Annotated in this window: 26 protein-coding genes; 11 read left to right on the forward strand and 15 right to left on the reverse strand. The window is 70.8% G+C overall.

Annotated elements, in window-relative coordinates; genetic code table 11:
* The 5 genes from ACNI65_RS00100 to fusA all read right to left on the reverse strand — a co-directional run bounded on the left by ACNI65_RS00100 (position 1) and on the right by fusA (position 4,655).
* Complete coding sequence (locus ACNI65_RS00100) at positions 1 to 867, reverse strand: HDOD domain-containing protein (RefSeq protein WP_416760526.1); 867 nt, start codon at positions 865 to 867, stop codon at positions 1 to 3.
* Positions 868 to 1,047: 180 nt separating this feature from the next.
* On the reverse strand, positions 1,048 to 1,299 hold the full coding sequence (locus ACNI65_RS00105; RefSeq protein ID WP_416760527.1) for a hypothetical protein: 252 nt from the start codon (positions 1,297 to 1,299) through the stop codon (positions 1,048 to 1,050).
* A gap of 66 nt (positions 1,300 to 1,365) precedes the next feature.
* Positions 1,366 to 1,548 (reverse strand): hypothetical protein, encoded by a 183-nt coding sequence (locus ACNI65_RS00110; RefSeq protein ID WP_416760528.1) that lies wholly within the window; start codon positions 1,546 to 1,548, stop codon positions 1,366 to 1,368.
* 289 nt (positions 1,549 to 1,837) lie between these two features.
* Positions 1,838 to 2,470 carry a hypothetical protein gene (locus ACNI65_RS00115; RefSeq protein ID WP_416760529.1) on the reverse strand — a complete coding sequence of 211 codons (633 nt, stop codon included), beginning with the start codon at positions 2,468 to 2,470 and terminating at the stop codon, positions 1,838 to 1,840.
* 124 nt (positions 2,471 to 2,594) lie between these two features.
* The gene (gene fusA / locus ACNI65_RS00120; protein ID WP_416763526.1) at positions 2,595 to 4,655 is read right to left on the reverse strand and encodes an elongation factor G; all 2,061 of its coding nucleotides are present in this window, start codon (positions 4,653 to 4,655) and stop codon (positions 2,595 to 2,597) included.
* A 253-nt stretch (positions 4,656 to 4,908) separates the two neighbouring features.
* On the opposite strand from fusA, the gene ACNI65_RS00125 reads away from it, so the two are divergent.
* Positions 4,909 to 6,075 (forward strand): PQQ-dependent sugar dehydrogenase, encoded by a 1,167-nt coding sequence (locus tag ACNI65_RS00125; protein ID WP_416760530.1) that lies wholly within the window; start codon positions 4,909 to 4,911, stop codon positions 6,073 to 6,075.
* A gap of 39 nt (positions 6,076 to 6,114) precedes the next feature.
* Here ACNI65_RS00125 and ACNI65_RS00130 read toward each other — a convergent pair whose 3' ends face one another.
* Together ACNI65_RS00130 and ACNI65_RS00135 are read right to left on the reverse strand one after the other, a co-directional pair.
* Positions 6,115 to 6,624 (reverse strand): GNAT family N-acetyltransferase, encoded by a 510-nt coding sequence (locus ACNI65_RS00130; RefSeq protein WP_416760531.1) that lies wholly within the window; start codon positions 6,622 to 6,624, stop codon positions 6,115 to 6,117.
* The gene (locus tag ACNI65_RS00135) at positions 6,615 to 7,133 is read right to left on the reverse strand and encodes a GNAT family N-acetyltransferase (RefSeq protein ID WP_416760532.1); all 519 of its coding nucleotides are present in this window, start codon (positions 7,131 to 7,133) and stop codon (positions 6,615 to 6,617) included. The genes ACNI65_RS00130 and ACNI65_RS00135 overlap by 10 nt, the downstream gene beginning before the upstream one ends.
* A 49-nt stretch (positions 7,134 to 7,182) precedes the next feature.
* Between ACNI65_RS00135 and ACNI65_RS00140 the strand changes: the two genes are divergently transcribed.
* Positions 7,183 to 8,013 carry a TetR/AcrR family transcriptional regulator gene (locus tag ACNI65_RS00140; RefSeq protein WP_416760533.1) on the forward strand — a complete coding sequence of 277 codons (831 nt, stop codon included), beginning with the start codon at positions 7,183 to 7,185 and terminating at the stop codon, positions 8,011 to 8,013.
* Positions 8,014 to 8,076: 63 nt separating this feature from the next.
* Here ACNI65_RS00140 and ACNI65_RS00145 read toward each other — a convergent pair whose 3' ends face one another.
* Positions 8,077 to 8,709, reverse strand: coding sequence for a GNAT family N-acetyltransferase (locus ACNI65_RS00145; protein WP_416760534.1), 633 nt, complete (start codon positions 8,707 to 8,709; stop codon positions 8,077 to 8,079).
* 232 nt (positions 8,710 to 8,941) lie between these two features.
* Positions 8,942 to 10,123, reverse strand: coding sequence for a GGDEF domain-containing protein (locus ACNI65_RS00150; RefSeq protein WP_416760535.1), 1,182 nt, complete (start codon positions 10,121 to 10,123; stop codon positions 8,942 to 8,944).
* Positions 10,124 to 10,268: 145 nt separating this feature from the next.
* Between ACNI65_RS00150 and ACNI65_RS00155 the strand changes: the two genes are divergently transcribed.
* Positions 10,269 to 11,408 carry a lactonase family protein gene (locus ACNI65_RS00155; protein WP_416760536.1) on the forward strand — a complete coding sequence of 380 codons (1,140 nt, stop codon included), beginning with the start codon at positions 10,269 to 10,271 and terminating at the stop codon, positions 11,406 to 11,408.
* 22 nt (positions 11,409 to 11,430) lie between these two features.
* On the opposite strand, the gene ftrA is transcribed toward ACNI65_RS00155, so the two are convergent.
* Positions 11,431 to 12,441 carry a transcriptional regulator FtrA gene (gene ftrA / locus ACNI65_RS00160; RefSeq protein WP_416760537.1) on the reverse strand — a complete coding sequence of 337 codons (1,011 nt, stop codon included), beginning with the start codon at positions 12,439 to 12,441 and terminating at the stop codon, positions 11,431 to 11,433.
* Between the two features lie 111 nt (positions 12,442 to 12,552).
* Here ftrA and ACNI65_RS00165 point away from each other — a divergent pair, with 111 nt between their 5' ends.
* Positions 12,553 to 12,960 (forward strand): rhodanese-like domain-containing protein, encoded by a 408-nt coding sequence (locus tag ACNI65_RS00165; RefSeq protein WP_416763527.1) that lies wholly within the window; start codon positions 12,553 to 12,555, stop codon positions 12,958 to 12,960.
* Between the two features lies 1 nt (position 12,961).
* Here the strand turns inward: ACNI65_RS00165 and ACNI65_RS00170 are convergent, their stop codons facing one another.
* The 4 genes from ACNI65_RS00170 to ACNI65_RS00185 form a co-directional block, all read right to left on the reverse strand.
* Entirely contained in the window at positions 12,962 to 13,411 is a 450-nt protein-coding gene (locus ACNI65_RS00170) for a CreA family protein (protein WP_416763528.1), read from the reverse strand.
* Positions 13,412 to 13,466: 55 nt separating this feature from the next.
* The gene (locus tag ACNI65_RS00175; RefSeq protein WP_416760538.1) at positions 13,467 to 14,657 is read right to left on the reverse strand and encodes an acyltransferase family protein; all 1,191 of its coding nucleotides are present in this window, start codon (positions 14,655 to 14,657) and stop codon (positions 13,467 to 13,469) included.
* 124 nt (positions 14,658 to 14,781) lie between these two features.
* Positions 14,782 to 15,129: an antibiotic biosynthesis monooxygenase family protein gene (locus ACNI65_RS00180; protein WP_416760539.1), complete on the reverse strand. Its 348-nt coding sequence runs from the start codon at positions 15,127 to 15,129 to the stop codon at positions 14,782 to 14,784.
* Positions 15,126 to 16,118 carry a hypothetical protein gene (locus tag ACNI65_RS00185; protein ID WP_416760540.1) on the reverse strand — a complete coding sequence of 331 codons (993 nt, stop codon included), beginning with the start codon at positions 16,116 to 16,118 and terminating at the stop codon, positions 15,126 to 15,128. The genes ACNI65_RS00180 and ACNI65_RS00185 overlap by 4 nt, the downstream gene beginning before the upstream one ends.
* 75 nt (positions 16,119 to 16,193) lie before the next feature.
* Here ACNI65_RS00185 and ACNI65_RS00190 point away from each other — a divergent pair, with 75 nt between their 5' ends.
* From ACNI65_RS00190 to ACNI65_RS00205, 4 genes are all read left to right on the forward strand, one after another.
* A complete protein-coding gene (locus ACNI65_RS00190; RefSeq protein ID WP_416760541.1) occupies positions 16,194 to 16,901 on the forward strand; it encodes an ArsR/SmtB family transcription factor in 708 nt (235 codons plus the stop codon).
* On the forward strand, positions 16,898 to 17,695 hold the full coding sequence (locus ACNI65_RS00195) for a DUF72 domain-containing protein (protein ID WP_416760542.1): 798 nt from the start codon (positions 16,898 to 16,900) through the stop codon (positions 17,693 to 17,695). Before ACNI65_RS00190 ends, ACNI65_RS00195 begins: the two co-directional genes overlap by 4 nt.
* Before the next feature lies 1 nt (position 17,696).
* Positions 17,697 to 19,568, forward strand: coding sequence for a carboxyl transferase domain-containing protein (locus ACNI65_RS00200; protein WP_416760543.1), 1,872 nt, complete (start codon positions 17,697 to 17,699; stop codon positions 19,566 to 19,568).
* A gap of 61 nt (positions 19,569 to 19,629) precedes the next feature.
* Positions 19,630 to 20,832 (forward strand): GGDEF domain-containing protein, encoded by a 1,203-nt coding sequence (locus ACNI65_RS00205; protein WP_416760544.1) that lies wholly within the window; start codon positions 19,630 to 19,632, stop codon positions 20,830 to 20,832.
* Positions 20,833 to 20,851: 19 nt separating this feature from the next.
* Here the strand turns inward: ACNI65_RS00205 and ACNI65_RS00210 are convergent, their stop codons facing one another.
* On the reverse strand, positions 20,852 to 21,460 hold the full coding sequence (locus ACNI65_RS00210; protein ID WP_416760545.1) for a YdeI/OmpD-associated family protein: 609 nt from the start codon (positions 21,458 to 21,460) through the stop codon (positions 20,852 to 20,854).
* 57 nt (positions 21,461 to 21,517) lie between these two features.
* Here ACNI65_RS00210 and ACNI65_RS00215 point away from each other — a divergent pair, with 57 nt between their 5' ends.
* The 3 genes from ACNI65_RS00215 (at position 21,518) to ACNI65_RS00225 (ending at position 23,776) form a co-directional block, all read left to right on the forward strand.
* Positions 21,518 to 22,633, forward strand: coding sequence for a calcium:proton antiporter (locus ACNI65_RS00215; RefSeq protein ID WP_416760546.1), 1,116 nt, complete (start codon positions 21,518 to 21,520; stop codon positions 22,631 to 22,633).
* Between the two features lie 251 nt (positions 22,634 to 22,884).
* Positions 22,885 to 23,154, forward strand: a complete 270-nt coding sequence (locus ACNI65_RS00220; RefSeq protein ID WP_416760547.1) for a hypothetical protein — start codon at positions 22,885 to 22,887, stop codon at positions 23,152 to 23,154.
* Between the two features lie 7 nt (positions 23,155 to 23,161).
* Positions 23,162 to 23,776 carry a hypothetical protein gene (locus ACNI65_RS00225; protein WP_416760548.1) on the forward strand — a complete coding sequence of 205 codons (615 nt, stop codon included), beginning with the start codon at positions 23,162 to 23,164 and terminating at the stop codon, positions 23,774 to 23,776.
* The last annotated feature ends 13 nt before the right edge of the window (positions 23,777 to 23,789 follow it).

A 23,789-nucleotide genomic window follows, 5' to 3' on the forward strand; every position in this document is an offset into this window, starting at 1 on the left:
TCAGACGACGCCGTCGACCTCGTGGACCAGCTTCAGCGTGTGAGCGGGCGAGAGGTTGAGCAGCTCGCCCAGGTCGATCAGGTCGTCGGGCACGGCCGGGTTCTCCCAGCTCTGCGCGGTGTGGCGCGCCAGCCGGACCGCCAGCGTGACGCTGCGTACCTGCGGGTCGTTGGCCTTCTTGTCGTCGACGATGTGCGCGAGCAGCTCCGGCAGGTGCCAGCTGCGCATCAGCGCCTGTTCCAGGTCGCCGAGCTCCACGTTGAGGACGGCCCGCTGCGCCGCGACGCTGCGCAGCGTGGGGTCGGCCGACTGTCTTCGCTGGATCTCCAGCGCGAGGTCGGGCGCCGCGCACCACAGCAGCATCTCGGAGAAGTCGTGCAGCAGCGCCGCGCTGTGGATGACCGCCGCGTCGGGGTCAGCGCGATGCGCGGCGAAACCCAGCGCGAAGCGGGCCGCCCGCTCGGCGCGGTGCAGCACGCGCTGCACGCCCGCCAGCGCGTCGGGCCGCGAGGCCAGGCGTTGCTCGACCGTCGGCTGCGCGCCGAAGGCCCGGAAGAAGGGGGTGATGCCCATCAGCACCAGCGCGGCCGTGACCGTCTCGGTGTCGGTCAGCAGCCGGCTGGAGCGCTGCGACGCGGCATGCGCCAGCAGCTTGAGCGTCATCAGCGGATCCTTGTTCAGGATCTCGCCGAGCAGGTGCGCGTCGACCGCGTCCTCATTGGCGCGCCAGAGCTCCAGCTGCTCGGCCGTGCTGGCCAGCACCGGGATCTCCATCGCGCGCAGGTGCGCCGTCCAGGCGGCCAGGTCGGGCAGCGGCCGGGTCAGCGGCTGGAACGGGTCCGGCGTCGTCGGAGGCGGCGAGGGCATCGGCGGATGCGCCTCTCCGCTCCCGGACGGGGCAGGTGCAGCGGGCGGAACGCTCTGGGTCATGAAGCGAGGTCGCGGCGTGAGCGGCGATGCACGGTGATCGTTGTTCATCGTATATCGGCTCGGCGCCCGCGAGCTTGATTCCCAGCGCGGCCACGGCGACCGCGAGCCACACGGGCATCACAGCCGTTGCACACCCGCGAGGGTGCCCTGCAGTTGGCCGTCGACGTAGAGCCGGCCGGTGCCGTCGGCATCGGACTGGAACTCCATCGCGCGGACGGTCTCATCGCCGCGCGCTGCCGGCGCGACGCGCCAGGCCCAGCTGATCAGGCGCCCGCCGGCGCTGAGCAGCAGGATCGCCAGCCAGGCTCTGAGGCTCTGCTGGCGGGCCAGGCCATGCATGCGGCCCGGCATCAAGGTGATCTCTTGCATGTCTTGTCTCCCGGGGTGGCCCGCGCCGTCCCGGGAGACGATCCCGGTCCGTCGGAGGCGCCCCTCTCAAGGGCTGAAGTCGTCGTGCCGCTGAAGCGCGCGCTTCAGGGCTTGCTGTTCCTGCTGGCGGCGACCACCGGCAGAGGGGCCGTGACGGCCGGCGGACCGGCCATGGCTCAGGGCCACGAAGGGATTGCGCGGCTTGCGCGAGGTGAATGCGAGCGGACGGGGAGCGGTGAACTGGGCCATGGCAGCCTCCTGTGACGGACGTGGAATCGGGAAAGGGGATGAGCCGCCTCGGTCCCGGAACGGTCGCCTGGGGCGCTTGCGTCACGGCGGGGGCTTCAAAAGTTGCGCAGATGATAAACATCTGATTATCAAGCGCAAGCGGTTTTTATCTGGCGTTGTCCCTCGGCGACGGGACGACCTGCGGGGGGAGGCGGCCACGCGCGAGCCTCCCGGCGGGGGGATCTCAAGCGATGCGGAAGTGGGGGGAGGGGCGCGGCGGCGCGCCCCGGCGCTTCAGCGGCTGGACGCCTCAGCGCTTCTTGGGCTTCAGCGGCGCGATGCTCTGCTGGAGCTTGCGCCACTCGTCGACTGCAGCGGTCGTGGGCGCGGCGGTCTTGGGCGCGGGGGCGGGCGGCGCGTTCAGCGCGCTAGACGTGGGCGGCGTCAGCACCTCGCCGAGGAGGTCCAGCAAGCGCGTGCGGGCACGTTGCGGATGCCGGCGGTAGTAGGTCAGCACCAGGCCGACGATGAATCGCTCGTCATCGTCCTGGGGGAGGCTGGCGGAGCCGCTGTCGCTGGGCTGGCGGCTTGCGCTTGATAAAGCCCCGTTGCCCTGCTGGACCAGACCCGCCATCTGGCCGAAGCCGACGGCGGGCGAGGGAGCGGCCGCGCCCGGCGCACCGTGTTCCTGGTCCATCCAGCCGTTGGGCTTGTGGCTGAGCTGCTCGAACTGGCGGGCCAGCCGTTCGCCGATCTGGCGGGAGCGGCTCTTGATCTGGCTCCAGTAGCTGGGCTGGATCTGCAGGCGTTCCGCGAAACGGCGCTCCAGGCCGCGCAAGGCGGCGGCATCGGGATGTTTGATCGTCGCGGAGACGAACTCGTCGAACAGGCGCATCGCATTGTCCAGACGGATCTGGGCGACGTCGCGGGGGGCAGAACACATCCCGCAATGATAAAGCTTCGTTCACAAACGCCCCGGCCACCCACCCCGGGGCTCCCCCTGGCCATCGTGGTGGTAGCGCTACGGTGGCCGCCGTCCGAGCGGCCCCGCTCCCCGAGAAGCGGGTCTACTCGTCCTCCTTCAGGTGGTACCCGGCGGCGAGCTGGGCCTGCGTGTTGGGGGGGACGGGCTCGTAATGGGACAGCACCATCGTGTAGCGCCCCTGGCCGCTGGTCATGGCGTTGAGGCGGTTCTGGTACGCGCTCAGCTCCGCGAGCGGCGCCAACCCCTCCACGCCGATCTGCCCCGGCACGCTGGCGCGCGTGCCCAGCACCTGGCCGCGACGCGACGCCAGGTCGCCGGTGATGTCGCCGGTGGCGGACTCCGGCGCGCTGATCTCGACCTGCACGATCGGTTCCAGCACGACCGGGCGCGCCTCGCGGACCGCGGCCACGAGCGCCTTCTTGCCCGCGGTGATGAAGGCGACTTCCTTGGAATCAACCGAATGGTGCTTGCCGTCGAAGACCGTCACCCGCAGGTCGACGATGGGGTAGCCGGCCACCACGCCCTGGGCCAGGGCCTGACGCACGCCTTTCTCGACGGCGGGCATGAACTGGCCGGGGATGGTGCCGCCCTTGACCTCATCGCGGAACTCGAACCCGGCGCCGCGCGCCAGCGGCTCGATGCGCAGCCACACCTCGCCGAACTGGCCCGCCCCGCCGGTCTGCTTCTTGTGCCGGAAATGCCCCTCGGCCTTGGCCGAGATCGTCTCGCGGTAGGCGATGCGCGGGGGCTGGGTCTGGACGTCGAACTTGTAGGTCTCCTTGAGCCGATCGAGCAGCACGCGCAGGTGCAACTCACCCAGCCCGTAGACCAGCGTCTCGCCGCCCTGCGGGCCGAGGCCCTCGTGATCGCCGCCGCGCTCCAGCCGCAGGCAGGGATCCTCCTCGACGAGGCGCCCCAGCACCTCCCAGAGCCGTTGCTCGTCGCCATGCCGGCTCGGCCGGATGGCGATGCCGTGGACCGGTGTGGGCAGCGCGATCGGGGACAGATGCAGGTGCTCGTCCTCGGGCGCGTCGTGCAGCACGGCGTCGTAATGCAGTTCCTCGAGCTTGGCCAGCGCGCACAGGTCGCCCGGCAGCGCCTGCTCGATCTCGACGTGCTCCTTGCCCTGCAGCATGAACAGATGCGCGACCCGCACCGGCTTGCGCGCATGGCCGACGAACAGCTGCGCGTTCTTCCTGAGCGTGCCCTGATGGACCCGCAACATCGCGAGCTTGCCCAGGTAGGGGTCGGACTGGATCTTGAACACGTGCGCCACGACGTGCTGCGCCGGATCCATGCGCACCAGGAGCGGCTCGGCGGCGTCGCCCTCGCCGCGCAGGAACTGCGGCGGGTTGGCCTCGTAGGGGTTGGGCAGCAACTGCTCGACGATGTCCAGCAGCTCCGCGATGCCGGCGCCGGTGCGCGCCGAAACGAAACACACGGGGATCAGATGCCCCTCGCGGAAGGCCTGTTCAAGCGGGGCGTGCAGCTCGGTGGCGGGCACGTCGCCGTCGTTGAGATAGCGGTCGACGAAGTCCGGATCGACCTCCACGACCTGTTCCACCAGCGCGCGGTGCGCCGCCTCGACCGAGCCGAAATCGGTCTCGCCGCTGCAGCCGAAGAAGCAGTCCTGCACGCGCGAGCCACCGGCAGCCGGCAGGTTCAGGGGCAGGCATTCGCGGCCGAAGGCCTCCTGCAGCTGGCCCAGCAGCGCCTGCGCGTCCACGCCGGGCGCGTCGATCTTGTTGACGACGATCAGCCGCGTGAGGCCGCGGCCCGCGGCCGCTTCCATCATCCGCTTGGCCATCAGCTCCAGGCCGGTCTGCGCGTTGATGACGACGGCCACGGACTCGACCGCTTCCAGCGCCGGAAGGGCCTGCCCGATGAAGTCGGGCGCGCCGGGCGTGTCCAGCAGATGCAGGCGCAGGCCGCCATGCAGCGCGTGCATCAGCGCCGTCTGCAGCGAGTGCTGCATGCGTTTCTCCAGCGGATCGTGATCGCTGACGGTGCTGCCCTTCTCGACGCTGCCGGCGTTCTTGATGCCGCCGGCCTTCAGCAGCAGGGCCTCGGCGAGCGAGGTCTTGCCGGCGCCGGCCGGACCGACCAGGGCCAACGTGCGGATCGCCGCGATGCCCGGATGCATCGGCACCGCGGCGCTGCCTGGGCTGCCGGCGGTGAGGCCTTCCGCGTCAGGGGTGGGACTGGGGCTCATGGCTCGCTCCTCTCGGGAAGAGTTGGACGTGGGGTCTGGAGCCGACTGCGGCCAGCGTAGAGGAAGCGGAAGGCGGGCACAAGCCTGGGGGTCTAGACTGCTGTCTTCACGGGATCGTGACGCGTCGGCCGACCAGCGGGCGGCGACGCGCGGCCCTCCCTCGACCTGAACCTGGAGCATGGACATGAGCGTGGCGGAATGGATGTCGACCCTGGCAGTGGCCGCGGCCGCGGCGGCCTGTGGAGGCGGTGCCGGTGCGGGCGATGAGACCGCCGCGCCCACCCAACCCGGCGGCGCCGGCACCCCGGCGATGCAGACGCTCAACAGCGGCCTGGACCGTCCCTGGGGCATCGCGCAGCTGCCTGACGGGCGCCTGCTCGTGACGCAGAAGGGCGGCGAGATCGCGCGCCTGAGCGCGGCGGGCAAGACCGAGGCCACGCTGTCGGGCGTGCCCAAGGTGCTGGACAGCGGCCAGGGCGGCCTGCTGGGCATCGCGCTCGATCCCGACTTCGCCACGGCGGGCAGCAACTGGGTCTACTTCTCGTATGCCGAGGCGGGCACGGGGAGCGAGTCCGGCAAGTCGGGCACCACGGTGGCGCGCGGCCGCCTGGACGGCGATGCGCTGAGCAGCGTGCAGGTCATCTTCCGGCAGTCGCCCAAGGTCGATGGCAACGGCCATTACGGCTCGCGCCTGGTCTTCGCGCGCGACAAGACGCTCTACATCACGACCGGCGAGCGCCAGAAGTTCACCCCCTCGCAGGACCTGCAGCAGACGCTGGGCAAGGTGATCCGCGTCAATCGTGACGGCAGCATCCCGACGGACAACCCGAGCTTCAGCGGCGGCGCCAAGCCGGGCATCTGGAGCTACGGGCACCGCAACATCCAGGGCGCGGCGCTGCATCCGTCCACCGGCGAGCTGTGGCTCACCGAGCACGGCCCGCAGGGCGGCGACGAGGTCAACATCGCCCGCGCCGGGCAGAACTACGGCTGGCCGGTCAAGAGCTACGGCTGCCCCTACGGCTCGCCGGTGGGCGATGCCTGCCGCATTGGCGGCGGCACGCATGCGCCGACCTACGTCGAGCCGCTGACGACGTGGACGCCGATCTCGGTCGCGCCCGCCGGGCTGATCTTCTACACGGGCAGCATGTTCCCGGAGTGGCGCGGGCAGCTGATCTCCGGCTCGCTGGCGGGCACGGCGCTGTGGCGCATCGTGCTCAACGGCGACACGGTGACCGACAAGCAGAAGATGTTCGGCGAGGCCGGCGAGCGGTATCGCGACCTGATCCAGGCGCGCGACGGCGCGCTGTTGATCGTCACCGACGGCGGCAAGCTGCTGCGCCTGGCGCGCTGAGCGCTCGCAGGGGCGGCGTCTGATCGCGCCGCCCGTCGTTCAGCCCAGTCGCTTCCAGTACAGCGCCGTCGCGCGCAGCTCGCCTTGCGGGCTGGCGGCGAAGAACGGGATCTCGCCGCTGCGCTGGAAGCCCTGGGCCTGATAGAACTGCTCGGCCGGCGACTGCGCTTCGGTGTCGAGCACCAGCAGCGTGAGGCCCGCCTCGCGCGCGGCCTGCTCGAGCGTCGCCATCAGCGTCACCGCGAGACCGCGCCGTCGCGCGTCGCGATGAACCATCAGCTTCATCACGTCCGCGCGATGGCGGCCGTTGGGCTTGCCGCACACGCCTAGCTGCACGGTGCCCAGCGCGCGCTCGCCCTCGCGGGCGATCCAGAGCCGGTGACGCGGGCCGAGCTGGTCGAAGACGCCCTCCCAGTACTCGCGCATCTGCGCCTCGTCGACGTTCTCGAGGAAGCCGAGCGAGCCGCCGCCGTCGATGACATCGAAGAAGAGCTCGCCCAGCGCGGGCATCCAGTCGCGGTCGGTGCCGCGCAATTCGATCAGTTCCATGAGGGCTCCGGGTTCAGCGTCTTGCCCAGGCACACCGCATCGCGGCGATCGGCATAGGCGCCGTAGTTGGGGATGTCCGAGTAACCGTGGCGCCGATAGAAGCGCAGCGCCCGTTCGTTGATGCGGCGCGTCTCCAGCCACACCGCGCGATAGCCCAGGGTCCGCGCCTCGCGCTCGAGCGCCTGCAGCAGCGCGCGGCCGACGCCGCGTGTGCCGTCGCGCGCATACATGCGCTTGAGTTCCGCCACCGGCGCCGCGCCGGCCTGGGCCAGCGGGCGCAGCGCGCCGCATCCGAGCAAGGCGCCGTCGCGTCCGCGCGCGACGAGGAAGACCGAACGACCGGCCGGCATCGACGCCGCGTCGAAGCGGCTCGCGCCGGAGTCACCGCTCAGGCGTTCCAACCGCTGGTTGAGTTGATGCATCAGCAGGACCGCATCGGGGTGATCGATGGACACGGCTTCCAGCGTGATGACCTCGGGCGACGCAATGGCATGGTCAATCTCCGGCATCTGTGGCATCGTTCCGTCTTGTTGAAAACCAATGATCAAATCCTAACCAATGGTTAGCAAATCATCAAGCGGCGGCCGCGTGCCGATGCCCGACCCGCGGCCCAGCGGCCCCAAGGGCCTGCATCGCACCGCCGGCGTGGTGCAGGAAACGCCCGACGGCGCCGGCGATGGACGGCCGCAGACCAAGCCCCAGCCGCGCGTGCGGCAGAAGGTGGCCAAGCCCGAAGGACCGCTCAAGCGCCAGGCCCAGCGCAAGGCGATGAGCGACAGCGGCGATGTGCAGGACGTCGCCGCGATCGATGGTCTCAACGGCCTGGAGGGCGCGGCGCCGACCGCGTCGCAGCAGCGCCGGGCGGCGCATAAGCAGGCGCTGGAAGTCGGCATCCTGGCCGCCGCGCGGGAGCTCTTCGCGGAACGCGGCGCGGACGCCCTGACGCTGCGCGAGGTCGGCGCGGCCGTGGGGTACTCGCACGCGACGCTGTACAGCTTCTTCCACGACAAGGGCGAGCTGCTGGCGCGCCTGGCCGAGGACAGCCTGCAGACGCTGCTCACGCGCCTGCAGGGCGCGGCGGATGGGGCGGCTGCGGGCGGGGAGCCGGCGGCCGTGGCGCGGGCTTTCGTGCAATGGGGGCTGCAGCACCCGCACGACTACCGGTTGCTGATGCTGGACACGCCGATGGCGCTGAGGGAGTCGTTGATCGCGGGCCTGGACGCGCTGATCGCGCCGGCCGCGCTGCCGGCCGCGCGGGCCGCGGCGCTGTGGGCCGGGCTGCACGGGCTGGTGATGCTGGAGCAGGGCGGCCTGGCCGCGCTGGGCGGCGCGCCGGTGCGGGCACGGCGCCTGGAGGCGCTGCTCGCCGCCATGCTCGGCGCAAGCTAGCGCAGAACCGGCGCGGCGGCGGGCCCGTGGGAATGGGCCCGTGGTGATGGGCTCAGCGCGGCGTCAGACCAGATGTGGCAAGCGCTTGTAGTACAGCGCGGCGGCCTGGAGCTGACCCTCGGCGCCATGGCAGTGATCGGGAATCTGGCCCGCGCGCTGCCAGCCCAGGTGCGCGAAGACGGCCTCGGCCTGCGAGTCGGCGCAGGTCTCGAGCTGCAGCAGGAATCGCCCCTGCGTCGCCGCCGCGCATTCCAGGCGCGACATCAGCTGACCGGCCACGCCACGGCTGCGCTCATGCGAATGCACCATCAGCCGCTGGACCTCCCCGCGGTGGTGCGCGTTGGCCAGCGGGCACAACGACAGCTGCACGGCGCCGAGCAGGCGGCCGGGGCCCTCGGACTCGCAGGCGATCCAGAGCTGGTGATGCTGGCCCAGCCGCGCGAAGACGCCGTGCCAGTAGTCCAGCGCCTGGTAGCGCGACAGCGGCGCCAGGAAGCCCAGCGTGGCCCCTTGATGGACGTTGTCGATCAGCAGGGTCGTGAGGGCCGGCAGCCATTGCAGGTCGCGGGAGCTGAGCTTGACGATCTCGATCGGCGCGCGCTGCAGATGCTCGGACGCGGCGCTGTCGGACGCCAGCGGATTGAGGGCGCGCGGGGCACGGGCGTGGACGGCCGTGGGGCTGAGGGCGACATGCATGGGCAGGAACTCCAGGTCTCGGTACGACGGCGCCCCGGCGGATCTCGTGGATCGCGGCGGGACCTGGAAAACCCTGACGCAAACGTCATGCCAGCCCGACGGGTGCCGTCATCAGCTGGGCGATTGCCGCGCGTGCGGCGTGAAGTGCGTCACGTCGCCAGAGGAGCGGGAGCAGGCTGGAGACCCCGATGGGCACGGGGATCGGCGGCGCGCGCCGCCGGGAGGCCCGGTTTCAGGCCGGCACGGCGACGCTCAATTCAGCCTCGAGCCCCGGTTCGGCGCACAGGCGCCCCTTTCCCTGGCGCTTGGCGGCATAGAGCGCTGCCTCGGCACGGTGCAGCAGGTCCTCGATGTTGCGGTCGCCGTTGCGCAGCTTGGCCCAGCCGGCGGAGTAGCCCAGCGTGAATCCGAGCTCGCGTGGCGCGAGTTCCAGCAGCGCGTCGCGCAGCCGGCGGTCCAGCGCGGGCGGTCCGACCAGGTCCGATCGGGCCATCATCACGGCGAAGCGCTGGCCATCGATGCGGGCGACGACGTCGCCCAGGCGCTTCTGCTCGTCCAGGCAGCGCCCGAACAGCGCGATCGCCTGGTCGCCCTTGGCCTCGCCGTGCGTGGCGTTGATCGCCTTGCAGCCGTCGACGTCCATGACCAGCAGCATCAGCGGCTCGCTGTAGCGGCGCGCCATCGAGATCATGTCCACCGAGCGCTGCTGGAAGGCGCGGCGGTTGGACAGCCCGGTGGCGGCGTCGACCTGCGTGAGGCGGCGCAGCTCGCCTTCGCTCTCGCCGCGCCAGGCCACGAGGATCGCGATCGCCGCGGCCAGCACGCAGACATTGGCGACGACCGCGAACGCCATGTTCAACGGGTGCGGCGCGTCGAAGCTGGGGAGGTGGGCGGTGTCGAAGCCGGCGAGGTAGGCGCGCGCGAGGTTGAGCACCGCCAGCAAGGTCAGGCTCACGGTGAACAGCAGGCGCCAGCGCAGGTTGCCGACGGGGCCGCGTTTGATGGGCTGCATCAGGCTCGCGGCCAGTGCGAGCATCTGCAGGCCGATGCAGCCGTTGGACCAGGCCAGGCGCAGCGCGTAGTTGTCCCAGCCGGCGCCATAACCGACCATCACCAGCACCGGCATCCCGTATTGGAAGAGCCGGCCCAGGCGCCCGGGCAGCCAGCGGTCCGAGGCCATCCACAGGAGCGTCACGCTCACGCTGAGCAGCCCCAGCGCGACGATCGACGTCAGGCGTTGGCCTTCCGGCGGCAGGAGCAGCAGCGCCCAGCCGGCGGCCTGCGCGGCGGCGCTCAACTGCGCGCGGCGTGCGGCGAGGCTGTCGCACCAGCCCAGCAGCAGCGGCAGCAGCAGGGCCAGCGCCAGGGACTGGATCAGCATCAGGCTGAACAGCGTCGGGACGTCGAAACGCATACGCGTGTCCCCCGCGGGCGAGCGCGGGCGTGGGCAGACAGGACGGGCCCATTGTGGCTGGGCCGGGCACGCTTCGGGTGCGGGCTTGCGAGGGGGGAACGCGGGACGCGGGACGCCGCGCCGCCGCACGTACAGTCGCGCTTCGATGAGCGCCCCCACCCACGCCCCTTCCGCCCCCGTCGCCGCCCCCACCGCCGCCGCGGGCACTGCCCCGGCGCAGGACGCCGTCCCCTTCGCCTACGCGGGCGGCTACGCGCCCCACTGCGCGGGCGTGCATGCGCTGGTGCGCCGCGCTGACGGGCGGGTGGAAGCGCTCCTCGCCGCGGCCTTGCCCGGCAGCCCGACCTGGCTGCACCTGGCCGACAACGGCACGCGGCTGCACGCGCTGCTCGAGGAGGACCACGCCCTGGCGAGCTTCGCCGTGGACCCGCTCGACGGCGCCCTGACGCTGTTGGAACACCACGCGACGGGCGGTGAGTTGCCCGTGCACCTGGCCTTCGATGCCGAACGGCGCCAGGCCTGGATCGCCCATTACGGCGATGGAACGCTGCGGCGCGCGGGCCTGGATGGGCGTGGCGCGCTCCAGGCGCCTGACCGGACGATCAACCCCCGGAAGGACGCCGAAGCAGGTGGTGCTCCGGGGCCCGATGTCCAGGCGCATGCGCACATGGTGCGCCGGCATCCTCGATGGCCGTTGATGCTGGCGAGCGATCTCGGGCGCGATCTGCTGCGCGTGTGGCGCCTGGATGACGACCGCATCGATCCGAAAGAGCCGATCGAGCTCGACGGACTGCGCCTGCCGACCGGGAGCGGTCCGCGCCACTTCGTGTTCCATCCGAGCCTGACGGGCCAGCTCTATCTGCTCAACGAGCAGGCCAACGCGTTGGACTGGCTGGCGCTGGATGAATCAGGCCGGCTCCGTCATCGCGAGCGGATGAGCAGCCTGCCCGCGGGATTCGAAGGCCTGAGCCATGCCTCCGATCTGCTGATCTCGCCCGATAGACGCCGGCTGTTCGCGCTCAACCGCCTGCATGACGCGATCGCGGTCTTCGACGTGGACGGCGCGGGCCGGCCGTCGTGGGCGGGCGAGGTCTGGGCGCAAGGGAGCTACCCGCGCAGCGCGACGCTCAGCCGGGATGGGCACGCACTCTGGGTGTGCCTGCAGCGCAGTCACCAGATCTGCGTGTTCGACCTTGAGGGCGGCGATCTCGACGGCGGCGCGCTGCCGCGCTTCGACGGCCGATTCATCGCGATGCCCGGCGCCGCCTGCGTCGTGTTCCGTTGAGCAGATCGTCGCGCGGACCGGATCAGCCGAACTGACGCCGATAGCGCGACGGCGACGGCAGGCCCATCACGCGGAAGTGGCGCCGCATCGACTCCGGCGAGCCGAACCCGGCGAGGTCCGCGATGGCTTCCACATCGAGCGCCTCGCGCGTCTCGAGCAGCTCCTTGGCGATCGAGACGCGCTCGCGGGTCAGCCACTCGAGCGGGGCGAGGCCGGTGGCGTCCTTGAACTGGCGTTGCAGCGTGCGCGCGCTCATCGCCGCGCGGCGCGCCATCGAGTCGACGGTGTGCGCCTCGCGCGGATGCGCGCGCAGCCAGTCCTGCAGCACGGCGATGGGGCTCGCGGTGTCGGTGGGCATCGGGCGCGGCACGAATTGCGCCTGGCCGCCTTCGCGATGCGGGGCCATCACCAGTCGCTGGGCGACCGCGTTGGCCACTCGCGCGCCATGATCGCGGCGCACGAGGTGCATCAGCATGTCCAATCCCGCGGCGGATCCCGCTGAGGTGACGAGCTGACCCTCATCGACATAAAGCGCGCTGCGATCGACAGCGATCTCGGGGAACTCGCGCTCGAGCCGCTCGGCGTAGCGCCAATGCGTGGTGGCGCGGCGGCCGTCGAGCAGTCCCGCATGCGCGAGCACGAAAACACCTGAGCAGATCGTGCACAGCCGCGCGCCCCGGTCATGGGCGGCGCGCACCGCGTCGAGCAGTGCCTGGGGCGGGCGCTCGGCGGCATCGCGCCAGCCGGGGATGACGATGGTGTCGGCGCGGCGGAGCATCGCCAGCGTGTAGGGCGCCTCGACGCGCACGCCGCCGGTGCCGCGCAGCGGGCCGGGCTCCGCCGCGCAGATGGCGTGGCGATACCAGGCGACGCCGAGCTCCGGACGCTCCAGCGCGAAGAGCTCCACCGCGCAGCCGAACTCGAACATGCACAGCCGGTCGTAGGCGAGGATGGCCACGAGGTGAGGCTTGGCGGGCGAGGTCGACGCGGGTCGGGAGGGGGCGGAGCGGTGAGCACGGGTCGTCTTCGGCATGGCGCGATCTTACCGATCATCGTCGTTCGCGCCACTCGCGGGATCGGGTCGGGATCACGACACTGGACGCCTTGATCCACTGCCTGAGAGGAATACCCGATGAGCTCGTCGATGTCCCCTGTGAGCGCCGTCCCCGCCGCCCCGAGTGCCGAGGCGCTCGCGCATTTCCAGCGGGCCTTCGGTTTTGAGACCGACTGCTGGGACGTGCATGACGCGTTCTCGCGCGAGCTGCGGGACTTCGTCCTGCTGGACGTGCGCAGCCACGCGTTGTACGAGCGCGGCCATGTGCCCGGGGCGGTGAGCCTGCCGCACGGCAAGATCACCGAGGGCAAGATGGCGGTCTATCCGAAGGACACCTTGTTCGTCGTGTACTGCGCAGGGCCGCATTGCAACGGCGCGCATCGCGGCGCGATTCGCCTGGCCGCGCTGGGCCGCCCGGTGAAGCTGATGATCGGCGGCCTCACGGGTTGGATCGATGAGGGGTTCGAGGTGGCGAGCGGCACGGCCGCGGCCGCCTGACTCACCTCACCGGAATCACCGTCCCCCGGTCCACCGGCACGGCGGTGACGCTGTTCTGCGGCGAGCCCTCGATGACGCGGTCCGAGTAGGTCAGGTAGACCAGCGTGTTGCGCTTGGGATCGACCATGCGCACCACGCGCAGCCGCTTGAACACCAGCGAGCTGCGTTCCGAGAACACCTCTTCCTGCTTGGGCAGCGGCTTGGGGAAGCTGATCGGACCCACCGCGCGGCAGGCGATCGAGGCCTCGGACTTGTCTTCCGCGAGCCCCAGCCCACCCTTGATCCCGCCCGTCTTCGCGCGCGACACGTAGCAGGTCACGCCCGACACGCCCGGGTCGTCATAGGCGTCGACCACGATCTTGTGGTTCGGGCCGAAGAACTTGAACACCGTGCTCACATCGCCGATCTCGTCGGCGCTCGCGGCCATGCAGGCGGTCGCGATCAGCGCCATCGCGGTGACGCCCAGGGACAGCGCCAGCGGACGGCGCACACGGGAAGAACGAAGGCTAGGCATGCTGAGGACTCCTTTGGTCCTTCGTTGTAGCACGCGTCGCGTCGGCGAATTGCGAAGGGATCCAGCGATCGCGCCAGCCCAGGAACGGGACCTCCACCACGCGATACAGCAACCACCCGCCCAGCAGGCAGATCGCCGTGATCACCGGCACCGTCCAGCCCGACGCGCGCATCAGGCCCATCGCCGCGAGCGGCTGCAGCAGCGCGTAGGCGATCGGCTTGTGCGTCAGGTACAGCGCGTAGGACCAGCGCGCCAGCGCATTCGCGCCCGGCACCTTCACCCGCGCCAGCACGCCCGCCGGCGCCATCGACGCCATCACGAGCAACGCGAAGCTCCAGGCCAGCGCGCTGTAGCCCCAGCTGCTCATCGCGCGGCCATAGCCGTAGCCATCGATGTAATAGAAGTGCAGCATCAGTGTCAGCATGCCCAGCGCCGCGGCGCCACCGACGGCGAGCAGTGTCCTCGCGCGCGCCATCAGCGTCGACCAGATCGCGGGATGGCCCTGCTTGAGCAGCGCGACGGCCACGCCCGGCAGGAACTCGTCCAGCCGCGCGAGGCTGCCGTAGTACAGGTGCGGGTAGTAGCCCTGCGATGGATCCTGCGTCCCGTACCGCGACCACAGGTGATCGCGCCACAGCACCGCCGCCACCGTCAGCACGCCGATCAGCGACCACGCCAAGGCGCGCCGGTGCGACTTCAGCGCCGCGCCCAGCATCAAGGCCGCGGGCAGCAGCAGGTAGAACTGCTCCTCGATGCACAGCGACCACGCGTGCGAGAACGCGGTGCCGGGCGTCAGCGCGATGTTCTGCGTGAAGGTCAGGAAGCGCCACAGCGGCGGGGGCTCGCGTCCGCCGAGCACCTGCGGGAAGAGCCAGTACAGCGCCAGCACCACGTAGAAGTTGGGCAGCGTGCGCAGCAGCCGCCGGCCGTAGAAGCGCGGCAACGACAGCTGCTCGCCGCGCTTCATTCCGCCCAGCAGCTGGTTGGCGATCAGGTAGCCGCTCAGCACGAAGAACAGGTCCACGCCGGCCCAGCCGATGCGGCTCAGCCAGCCGAAGGTCGCCTCACCGCTGACGAAGACCTGATAGTGATACGCGAAGATCAGCACGATGGCCGCGGCGCGCAGCGTGTCCAGGCCGTGCAGGCGCGGGGAGCCCGGAGCGGGCAGGGCGGAAGATGACATGGGCGGCATCGTCCGACAAATCGGGCCGGTCGCGCGGCGACTCCGTCGCATCGGACGACAGAGCCGCGTTACGGGCGTTACGAGCCCTGCGCACCTCGCGCGCGCCCTCGGCGTCGTGGGCGCCTCAAGCCCGATGCCGCTCGCGGCTGTCGGCCGGTGCCTCGTCGCGCGCGCTCATGCCGTAATCGCGCAGCACGGCGGCCACGCGCAAGCGGTAGTCGGCGAACACGCCGGCGCGACCTTCGGATTGGGCCTCGCGATGGGCCTCCACCCGCCGCCACGCGCGCACCGCTTCCTCGTCGCGCCAGAAGGACAACGACAGCAGCTTGCCCGGATCGCTCAGGCTCTCGAAGCGCTCGATGCTGAGGAACCCGTCGATGTCCTGCAGCAGCGGCTTGAGCTCAGCGGCGAGCTCCAGGTAGCGATCGCGCCCGTCGGCGCTGGGCGTGACTTCGAAGATGACAGCGATCATGGGGTCGACTCCTGGAATTGCGGGATGTCCATGTTGGGCAGCGACAGCGGCGCGATCGCCACGGGCGGCGACAGGTCGGATTGCTCCGCGAGCCACGCCATCGCGATCTGCGCGGTGCTCAACGCCAGGCCTTGTCCCGGACAGCGATGCGCGCCGTCGCCGAAGGGCGTGTCGGTGTGGGCCAGCGGCACGGTCACGGCGCGAGGCGGATCATCACGCACGTCGAAACGACGCGTCACGCGGACCGCGCCGCCCTCGCGCGCGAGCCGCATCAGCGCCTCGCGCGAGGGGACCTCGCCGGTCCGTGACCATGACATCACCGCATGACCCAACAACGCGGCGCCGGCCTCGTGGCTCTGCCAGATCAGCGCGAGCCGGTTGGCCGTGAAGGTCGCGCGATCCGACCAGCGCTCTGGCGGCGCGTGGCGCAACAAGGCCCATTGCAAGGGCGCATCCGGCGCGCGGCGTTCCGCGTCGTCGAGCGCGTCCAGCAGCGACGCAACCGCTCGGCCCGCCGCCTGGACCGCCGCCGCATCCGCGGTCGCGCCGAGCCCGGCGGCCATCGCCCGCAGGTCAGCCTGCAAGGCCCGCTGCGCCGCGACGTCCGCCATCGGCAGTCCGAGCAGGCTCGCGACGGTCGAGGCCGGCACGGCCCACGACCAGTGCGACCAGCCCGCCAGCATCGCGATGGCGGCCTGCCGGCGCGTGTGCGAGCGCACCTCATCCTCGGACAGCGCCAGCAACGCGCGCGTCAGCGTCGCCTTCTGCGGCGCATGCGCGTCGTCGTCGCGTTGACGCAGCCAACGGGAGAAGACTGCGGCGAGCGGTCCGCCGTGATCCCGCAGCGGGGCCGGCAGCGGCTCGCCGGGCGGGCGCATGCACAGCTGGGGATCGAGCAGGGGATCGAGCGGAGGAGAGGGCGCGCCGGGCGATTCCGGCGCGGTGGGCGCGGCGGGCGCGGTCACCGCATGGAAGGGACACCCGGTCATGGCGGAGGCGAGGGGTTTTGACATGAGGGGATCTTCGCGATGGTTGGACGGGAACGCTTCGCTTAGCATCGAAACATGATTGACACCCCCACCGCCGACGAGGCGCTGGCCCACATCGCGGCCAGCATGGCCGAACCGGTCCGTGCCCGCATGCTCTGCTGCCTGATGGACGGACATGCCCGCACCGCCACCGAGCTGGCCGCGGTGGGTGACGTCGCCGCCTCGACCGCCAGCGCGCATCTGGCGAAACTGCTCGGCCAAGGGCTGGTGGGCTGCATGGCGCAGGGCAAGCACCGCTACTACCGGCTCGCAGGTCCCGAGGTCGGCCAGGCGCTGGAGGCGATGCTCGTGCTGGCCGGCCTGCCACGCCCGCGCTTCGAGCCCAGCACGCCACCCGCGCTGCGTCAGGCGCGACGTTGCTACGACCACCTGGCCGGCCACTGGGGCGTGCGCCTGCATGACCATGCGTTGCGACAGCAGTGGATGAGCGCGGATCCCGGCGAGGAACGCGGCTACCGCTTCACCGCGCCGGGCCTGGACGCGCTGCGCGAGCTGGGCGTGGACGTCGACGCGGCCACCGGTGCCCGCCGTCGCCGACTGGCCTGCGCGTGCATGGACTGGAGCGAGCGCAAGCCGCATCTGGGCGGCGCGCTCGGCGCGGCCTGGCTGCAGGCGATGCTGGCGCAAGGATGGCTTGATCCCGATCCCGACAGCCGCGCCTTGCGCGTGACACGGCGCGGGCAGACACGACTCGAACGATTGCTGGAGGACACGACCCCATGAGCACTGCGATCCACGTTGGCGTTGGCGGATGGAACTTCGAGCCCTGGCGCGAGACCTTCTATCCCAGGGGCCTGCCCGCGTCACGGGAGCTGGAATACGCCAGCCGCAAGCTGACCGCGATCGAGGTCAACGGCACGTACTACTCGACCTTCAAGCCGGCGACCTTCGCCAAGTGGCGCGACACCGCGCCGGACGGCTTCGTGTTCTCGCTCAAGGCCAATCGCTTCGCCACCAACCGGCGCGTGCTCGCGGAGGCGGGCGAATCGGTGACGCGCTTCGTCGAGAGCGGCGTCGCCGAACTCGGCGCCAAGCTCGGCCCCATCGTCTGGCAGTTCGCGACGAGCAAGCGATTCGATCCGGTCGACTTCGGCGCGTTCCTGAAACTGCTGCCGCGCCAGTCCGATGGCGTCACGCTGCGCCACGCGCTGGATGTGCGTCATGAGAGCTTCCGATCGCCCGAGTTCCTCGCGATGGCGCGCGATCACGGCGCGGGCGTCGTGTTCACCGAGTCCGACGACTACCCGCCGATTCCTGACCTCACCGCCGACTTCGTCTACACCCGCGTGATGCGCACGCGCTCCGAGCTGGTGAGCGGCGTCACCGAGGAGGAACTCGACGGCATCGCGGCCAGCGCGTCGCGCTGGGAATCGGGTGGACAGCCCGATCGGCTGCCGTTGGTCGAGGCGGACCGCGCACCGCCGCGCAGGCGCCGCGATGTCTTCGTGTTCTTCATCAGCGGCGCGAAGGAGCGCGCGCCCGCCGCCGCGATGGCGCTGATCGACCGCCTGTCCTGAGATGCCGTCGCTCGTCGCGCCGCTGTCCGCCACCGTCCAGACCTGGCTGGTCGCCGTCGGCGATGTCGTCCGCCGCGGTCAGCCGATCGTGCGGCTGGAGGCGATGAAGATGGAGCATGAGGTGCTCGCGACTGCCGACGGGCGTGTGCTCGAGCGCTTCGCCGACGAGGGCGAGCTCGTGCGCGAAGGCGATCCGTTGATGGCCTGGGGCGCCGCGCCGGTCGCACCCAGCGCACCGACCGTGGCGGCCTCCGATGCCAATGCTGCCCCCGATATCGATATCGATGTCGATGTCGATGTCGATGCCGGCGCGCCCGCCGAGCGCGCCGATCTGCGCGCGTGGCGCGAGCGTCATGCGCTGCTCGCCGACGCGGCGCGTCCGGGGGCTGTCGCCAAGCGCCATGCGGCGGGACAGCGCACCGCGCGCGAGAACGTCGAGGCGGTGTCCGATCCCGGCAGCTTCATCGAATACGGCGCCCTCGCGATCGCCGCGCAGACCGCGCGCCGTCCGGTCGATGCGCTGCGCGCGCAGACGCCGGCCGATGGCGTCGTGACCGGCCTGGCGAGGCTGCACGGCCGGCCCATCGCGGTGATGGCCTATGACGCCACGGTGCTCGCCGGCACGCAGGGTTTCCGCAGCCATCAGAAGACCGATCGCCTGCTGGAGCTGGCCGAGCGTGAGCGCCTGCCCTTCGTGCTCTTCGCTGAGGGCGGCGGCGGACGGCCCGGCGACACCGACATGCCGGTCGTCGCCGGCCTGCATGTCGCGACCTTCGCTCGGCTGGCCGCGCTCGCCGGCGAGGTGCCGACCTTGGGCATCGCCGCGGGTCGCTGCTTCGCGGGCAACGCGGCCTTGCTCGCTTGCTGCGACCTGGTGATCGCCACGCGCGACAGCAACCTCGGCCTGGGCGGTCCCGCGATGATCGAGGGCGGCGGCCTCGGCCGCTTCGAGCCGGAGCAGATCGGACCAGCGCCTGAACTGGCGCGCGTTGGCGTCGTCGACCTGCTGGTCGACGATGAGGTGCAAGCAGCGGCGCAGGCCCGCGCGCTGATGGCGTGGATGTGCCGTGTGGACGCGCCATCGGACGTTGCGGTCGACGCTTCCTTGCGCGCCGCCGATCAGGCGCCGCTGGACGACGCGATCCCCGAGATCCGCCAGCGGGCGTATCCGGTGCGAGCGATCCTCACGCGCCTCTTCGACGCGGGCACGGTGATCGAGCTCGGGCGCGGGAACGGGGACAGCGTCATCACCGCGGCGGCGCGCCTGGACGGGCGGGCCGTGGCCGTGGTCGCCAGCGACTGCGCGGTGCTGGGCGGCGCCGTCGACGGCGCGGCCTCGCGCAAGCTCGCGCGCTGGTGGCGGCTGTGTGCCCGGCTGGGCCTGCCGGTGATCAGCCTGATCGACAGCCCGGGCTTCATGGTCGGGCCCGAGGCCGAAGCGACCGGCCAGTTGCGCGAGGCGGGCGAGCTCTTCCGCGCGGCGGCTGCCTTGCGCGTGCCCTTCGCGGCGGTGGTGATGCGGCGCGCCTTCGGCCTGGGCGCGATGGCGCTGGCGGGCGGCAGCCTGCATCGGCCCTTGGGCTGCGCGTCCTGGCCCAGCGGGGAATTCGGCGCGATGGGCCTGGAAGGCGCGGTGCGCCTGGGCTATCGCAAGGAGCTGGAGGCCGTTCCCGAAGGGGCGGAGCGCCAGGCGCTGTTCGAGCGGCTGCTCGCGGCGCAGGTGGCGCGCGGACAGGCGCTGGCGATCGCCGAGACGCTGGAGATTGACGCCGTCATCGCCCCGCGGCAGACGCGGGCGTGGCTGATCGCGCTGATCGGCGCGGCGGCCGATGGCCGGGACGGCCGCGACGGCAGGGACGGCAGGGACGGGTAAGGGGAATCGAGGAGAGCTAGGGGGGGCGACGAACGGGCGCCGATCACTACACTTGGTCCTCATGGCGTCCATCCACATCCCCACGCTGATGTTGGCGCTGCTGAGCGGCTTCGCGATGCTCGGCGTGCAGCTGTGGGCCGCGCAGCGCAGCCGCCTGCGCTACCTGGACCTGGCGGTGTGGACCTGGGGCTCGTGGACGCTGCTGGGCGGTTTCACGATGCTGACGGCGCGCGTGGTGCTGCCGGTGTGGATCTCCGCGTTGCTGGGCAACGGGCTGATCGCCCTGGGCATCGTGTTCTACAACGAGGCCATCCATCGCCATGTGCTTGGGCGCTCGTTGCCGCGCTGGATGTGGTGGGGCGGCCCGGCGGTGGCCTGGGCCTTGACCGCCTGGATGCTCAGCTGGCCGCTGGCCATGCGCACCAGCGCGATCTCGCTGGTCTTCGCGGTGCTGCTGTGCCCGGCGATCCTCGTGCTGCTGGGGCCGGGCTGGCGCAGCGAGGCGTCACTGCGCGCGGTGGGCCTGACCCTGGTGGCCGCCGCGGCCAGCCTGATGCTGCGCAGCCTGCATGCGATCACGAATCCCGAGGAATACCAGGACCTGATGCAGAGCAGCCTGGGCCAGGGATTGACCTTCCTGTTCAGCTTCATCTGCCTGATTGGCGCGGGCTTCGGCTTCGTGCTGGCGAATTTCGAGCGCATCGCGCGACGCATGGAGGAGATGGCCTCCACCGACGGGCTCACCGGCTGCATGAACCGCATGACGGCCGACGCGTTGCTGCGTCACGAACTGGAGCGCGGTCGGCGCGAGGGCACGCCGCTGGCGTTCGTGCTGCTGGACCTGGATCACTTCAAGGACGTCAACGACTGTCACGGCCATCACGCGGGTGACGACGCGCTGCGCGCCTTCGCGCAGGAAGTGCGCGCGCGGCTGCGGGCCTCGGACGTCGTCGGCCGCTGGGGCGGCGAGGAATTCGGGCTGGTGCTGCCGGCGACCGACGGGCCCGGCGCGTCGCGACTCGTGGAGCAGATCCGCGAGGCGGTCGCGACCCTGCGGCTGTGCGATGGACAGGGCCGCGAATTCAGCCTCACCGTGTCGGCGGGCGTGGCGGTGGCGGAGCCCGGCGGTCGGCTGACCGCGGACCAGCTGTTCATGCGCGCGGATCGGGCGCTGTATCGCGCCAAGGACGGCGGCCGCAACAACGTGCAGCTGCACGACAGCGACTGGGAACCGCCGCTGGAGGAGGGCCGGCCGGTCGCCTGAGCGACTGGACCGGCGCGGATCAGCAGTTCTCGTATTTCCAGTTGCGCCGCTTGCCCTCGGCCATCCACTCGACGGCCTGGGCCAGGCGCTTCTCGCGGGTCTCGGCCTTCTTCGCCTCGACGATCCAGTCGATGTACTCGCGCCGATGGCTGGGCGGCAGGGCCTCGAAGGTCCGCGCGGCGGCCTCGTTGGCGCGCAGCGCCGCGGCGAGGTCGTCGGGCATCGCGGGCGGCGGCTTGGGCGCGGAGGCCGGCTGGGCGGGGCGCGCCTTGACGCCGTCCTCGATGAGGCGCATCGCGCGCTTCAGGATGGCCTTCTGCTCGGCCTTGGACGGCAGGTCCTTGACCGAGGTCAGCCGGCCGAAGTCGCCCATCGCGCCGTCTTTCGCGTTGTCGGCGCCGACCGCCGCGGCGCCGTGCCAGAAGCCGATCGAGCAATGCGCCTTGAACGCGGCCATGCCGGTGAGGATCTTGTCGCGGTAGGTGAAGTTGGGGAAGCTCCACTTGATCGTCTCGACGACGTCGGGGCAGTGGGCGTGCACGGTCGCGCGCCAGTGGCGCAGGATGTCCTGCGCGAACGGAGCGGCGCGTTCGATGTAGGCGTCGACGCGGGGATCGAGGGTCGGCATGGACGCGAGCCTAGCGAAAACGGGGCTCGCCGACCATCGTGGTCTATGCTCGGCCCCATGCATGTGAAGCGCTCCAACTCCCTTCTCGCCCGCTTGCCGGCGGCCCTGCCCATCTGGTCGCTGCTGGCGCCGCTGGCCGCGATCCTCGCGCTGATGGGGCTGACGGCCGGTGGCAATTCGACGCTGATCCTGTCGGTGGTGAGCGCGCTGCTGATCGCCGCGGTGCTCGCGGCCGTGCATCACGCGGAGGTGGTGGCGCATCGAGTGGGCGAGCCCTACGGCTCGCTCGTGCTGGCCGTGGCGGTGACGATCATCGAGGTGGCGCTGATCGTGTCGCTGATGCTTGCCGGCGGTGAATCGACCAACACGCTGGCGCGCGACACGGTGTTCTCCGCGATCATGATCGTGTGCAACGGCGTGCTGGGGCTGTGCATCCTGGTCGGCGGCTGGAAGCATCAGGAGCTGGCGTTCCGTGTGGAGGGCACGAGCCCCACGCTGGCCGTGCTGGCGGCGTTGTCGGTGCTGACGCTGGTGCTGCCGGCATTCACGACGAGCTCGGTGGGGCCGACGTTCACGACCACGCAGCTGCTCTTCGCGGGCGGCGTGTCGCTGGTGCTCTACGGCGCCTTCGTGTTCGTGCAGGCGGTGCGGCACCGCGATTACTTCCTTCCCGTGGCGGGTGTCGATGATCAGGACTCGCACGCCGCGCCGCCGAGCTGGCGTGTCGCGGGTGTGAGCCTGGCGCTGCTGCTCGTGTGCCTGGTGGGCGTGGTGGGCCTGGCGAAGCTGCTGGCGCCGACGATCGAGCGCGGCGTGCATGCGATCGGCGCGCCGCCCTCGCTGGTGGGGGTGATCGTGGCGATGCTGGTGCTGCTGCCCGAGACGGTGGCGGCGGTGCGCGCGGCCTTGCACAACCGGCTGCAGACGAGCTTGAACCTGGCGCTGGGCTCGGGTTTGGCGAGCATCGGCCTGACGATCCCGACGGTGGCGGTGCTGTCGCCGTTGTTCCCGCACTCGCTGGTGCTGGGGCTGACGCCGCTGAGCATGGTGCTGCTGTTCCTGACCTTCATCGTGGGCGCGCTGACGCTGGGCGGCGGCCGCGCGACGGTGCTGCAGGGCGCGGTGCACATGGTGGTCTTCATCGTGTTCCTGTTCCTGGCCGTGGTGCCCTGAACCTCGCCGCACGATGACGAAGGGCCGCCCGAGGGCGGCCCTTGTCATTTGCTCATGGCGCGACGGAAGTCGGCGTCTTGCCTCCGAGCGGGCCGCATATCTTGGCGGGCGTGAACTGTCTTCGACGAGGAATTGATCGAGTCGACGCCCAGAGTCGGCTGACATCTTGCGTCCACGAATCGGACGAGAAAAATACGCGGCTTCTCGTACACTTTGAGCCTCGTGTGACTGGACCGAAGGGATTCCGTGCCGTGAAGCGCGCGGTGATTGACGCGCTGCTGTCTGGTGACTTCCAGTTCGCGGCGCGGCGAGACCTGCCGTTGAAGAACCTCTTGGCGATGGGAATGGTCTCGCCGACTTTCGTCGCCGACATCATCAGATCGAGCCGAGGGGGCGACTACGCGTGCTCGCCCTTGCATGGCAAGCACACGATCGACCGCCATCTGATCCGGTCCCAAGGGTGGTACATCAAGTTCTACTTCCTGGAACCCGACACGTGGTTCGTCAGCGTTCACAAGTGAGAAAGTGATGAAGATCTTTCATGAGGGCGATCGCGGCAAGGCCTTCTGCACCGATTGCGAGGACGTCGTGACGACGACCTACGCGCGCCGTGATGTCCCTTTCAGCGATGGCCGCGGGCATGCCCGCAATCTGCTGGTGGGCGTCTGCGATCGATGTGGGACCACCGTGGCCATTCCCGCGCAGGCCATGTCCGCGATCGCCAAGGCCCGGAAGGCGGTCACGCAGGCGATCGAGGTGAAGCTCCCCGCCAGCTACATCGACGTGCTGGACCATGCGGTCCACCGCATCGACAGCGAAGCCTCGACCGATTTCAGAAGGGCGTTGCTGACCTACTTCGTTCACAAGGCCGCCATGGATGAGCGTGCCGCCACGGTGCTCCGACTCTCCCATCGGAAGGCCGTCGAGCGATTCCCTGAGGAGCGGGGCATCGCGCGTCGTCGCATCTCGATGAAGGTGCCGCCCCGGGTGACGGAGGACTTCCGGCGGCTCGAGGCGTCGACCGAGCTCAATACCACCGAGCTACTGAAATCGGTGGTCTTCCTGATCCAACAGCGCGTGCTGGACGATCCGAAGCCGCGTCTGATCGGCGAGCTGCAGGCGCTTTCCGCGATCTGGGCGTGAGCTGGAGGCGGCG

This window comes from Roseateles sp. So40a, from assembly GCF_048081605.1.
In the GTDB taxonomy this organism is placed as follows: domain Bacteria; phylum Pseudomonadota; class Gammaproteobacteria; order Burkholderiales; family Burkholderiaceae_C; genus Roseateles.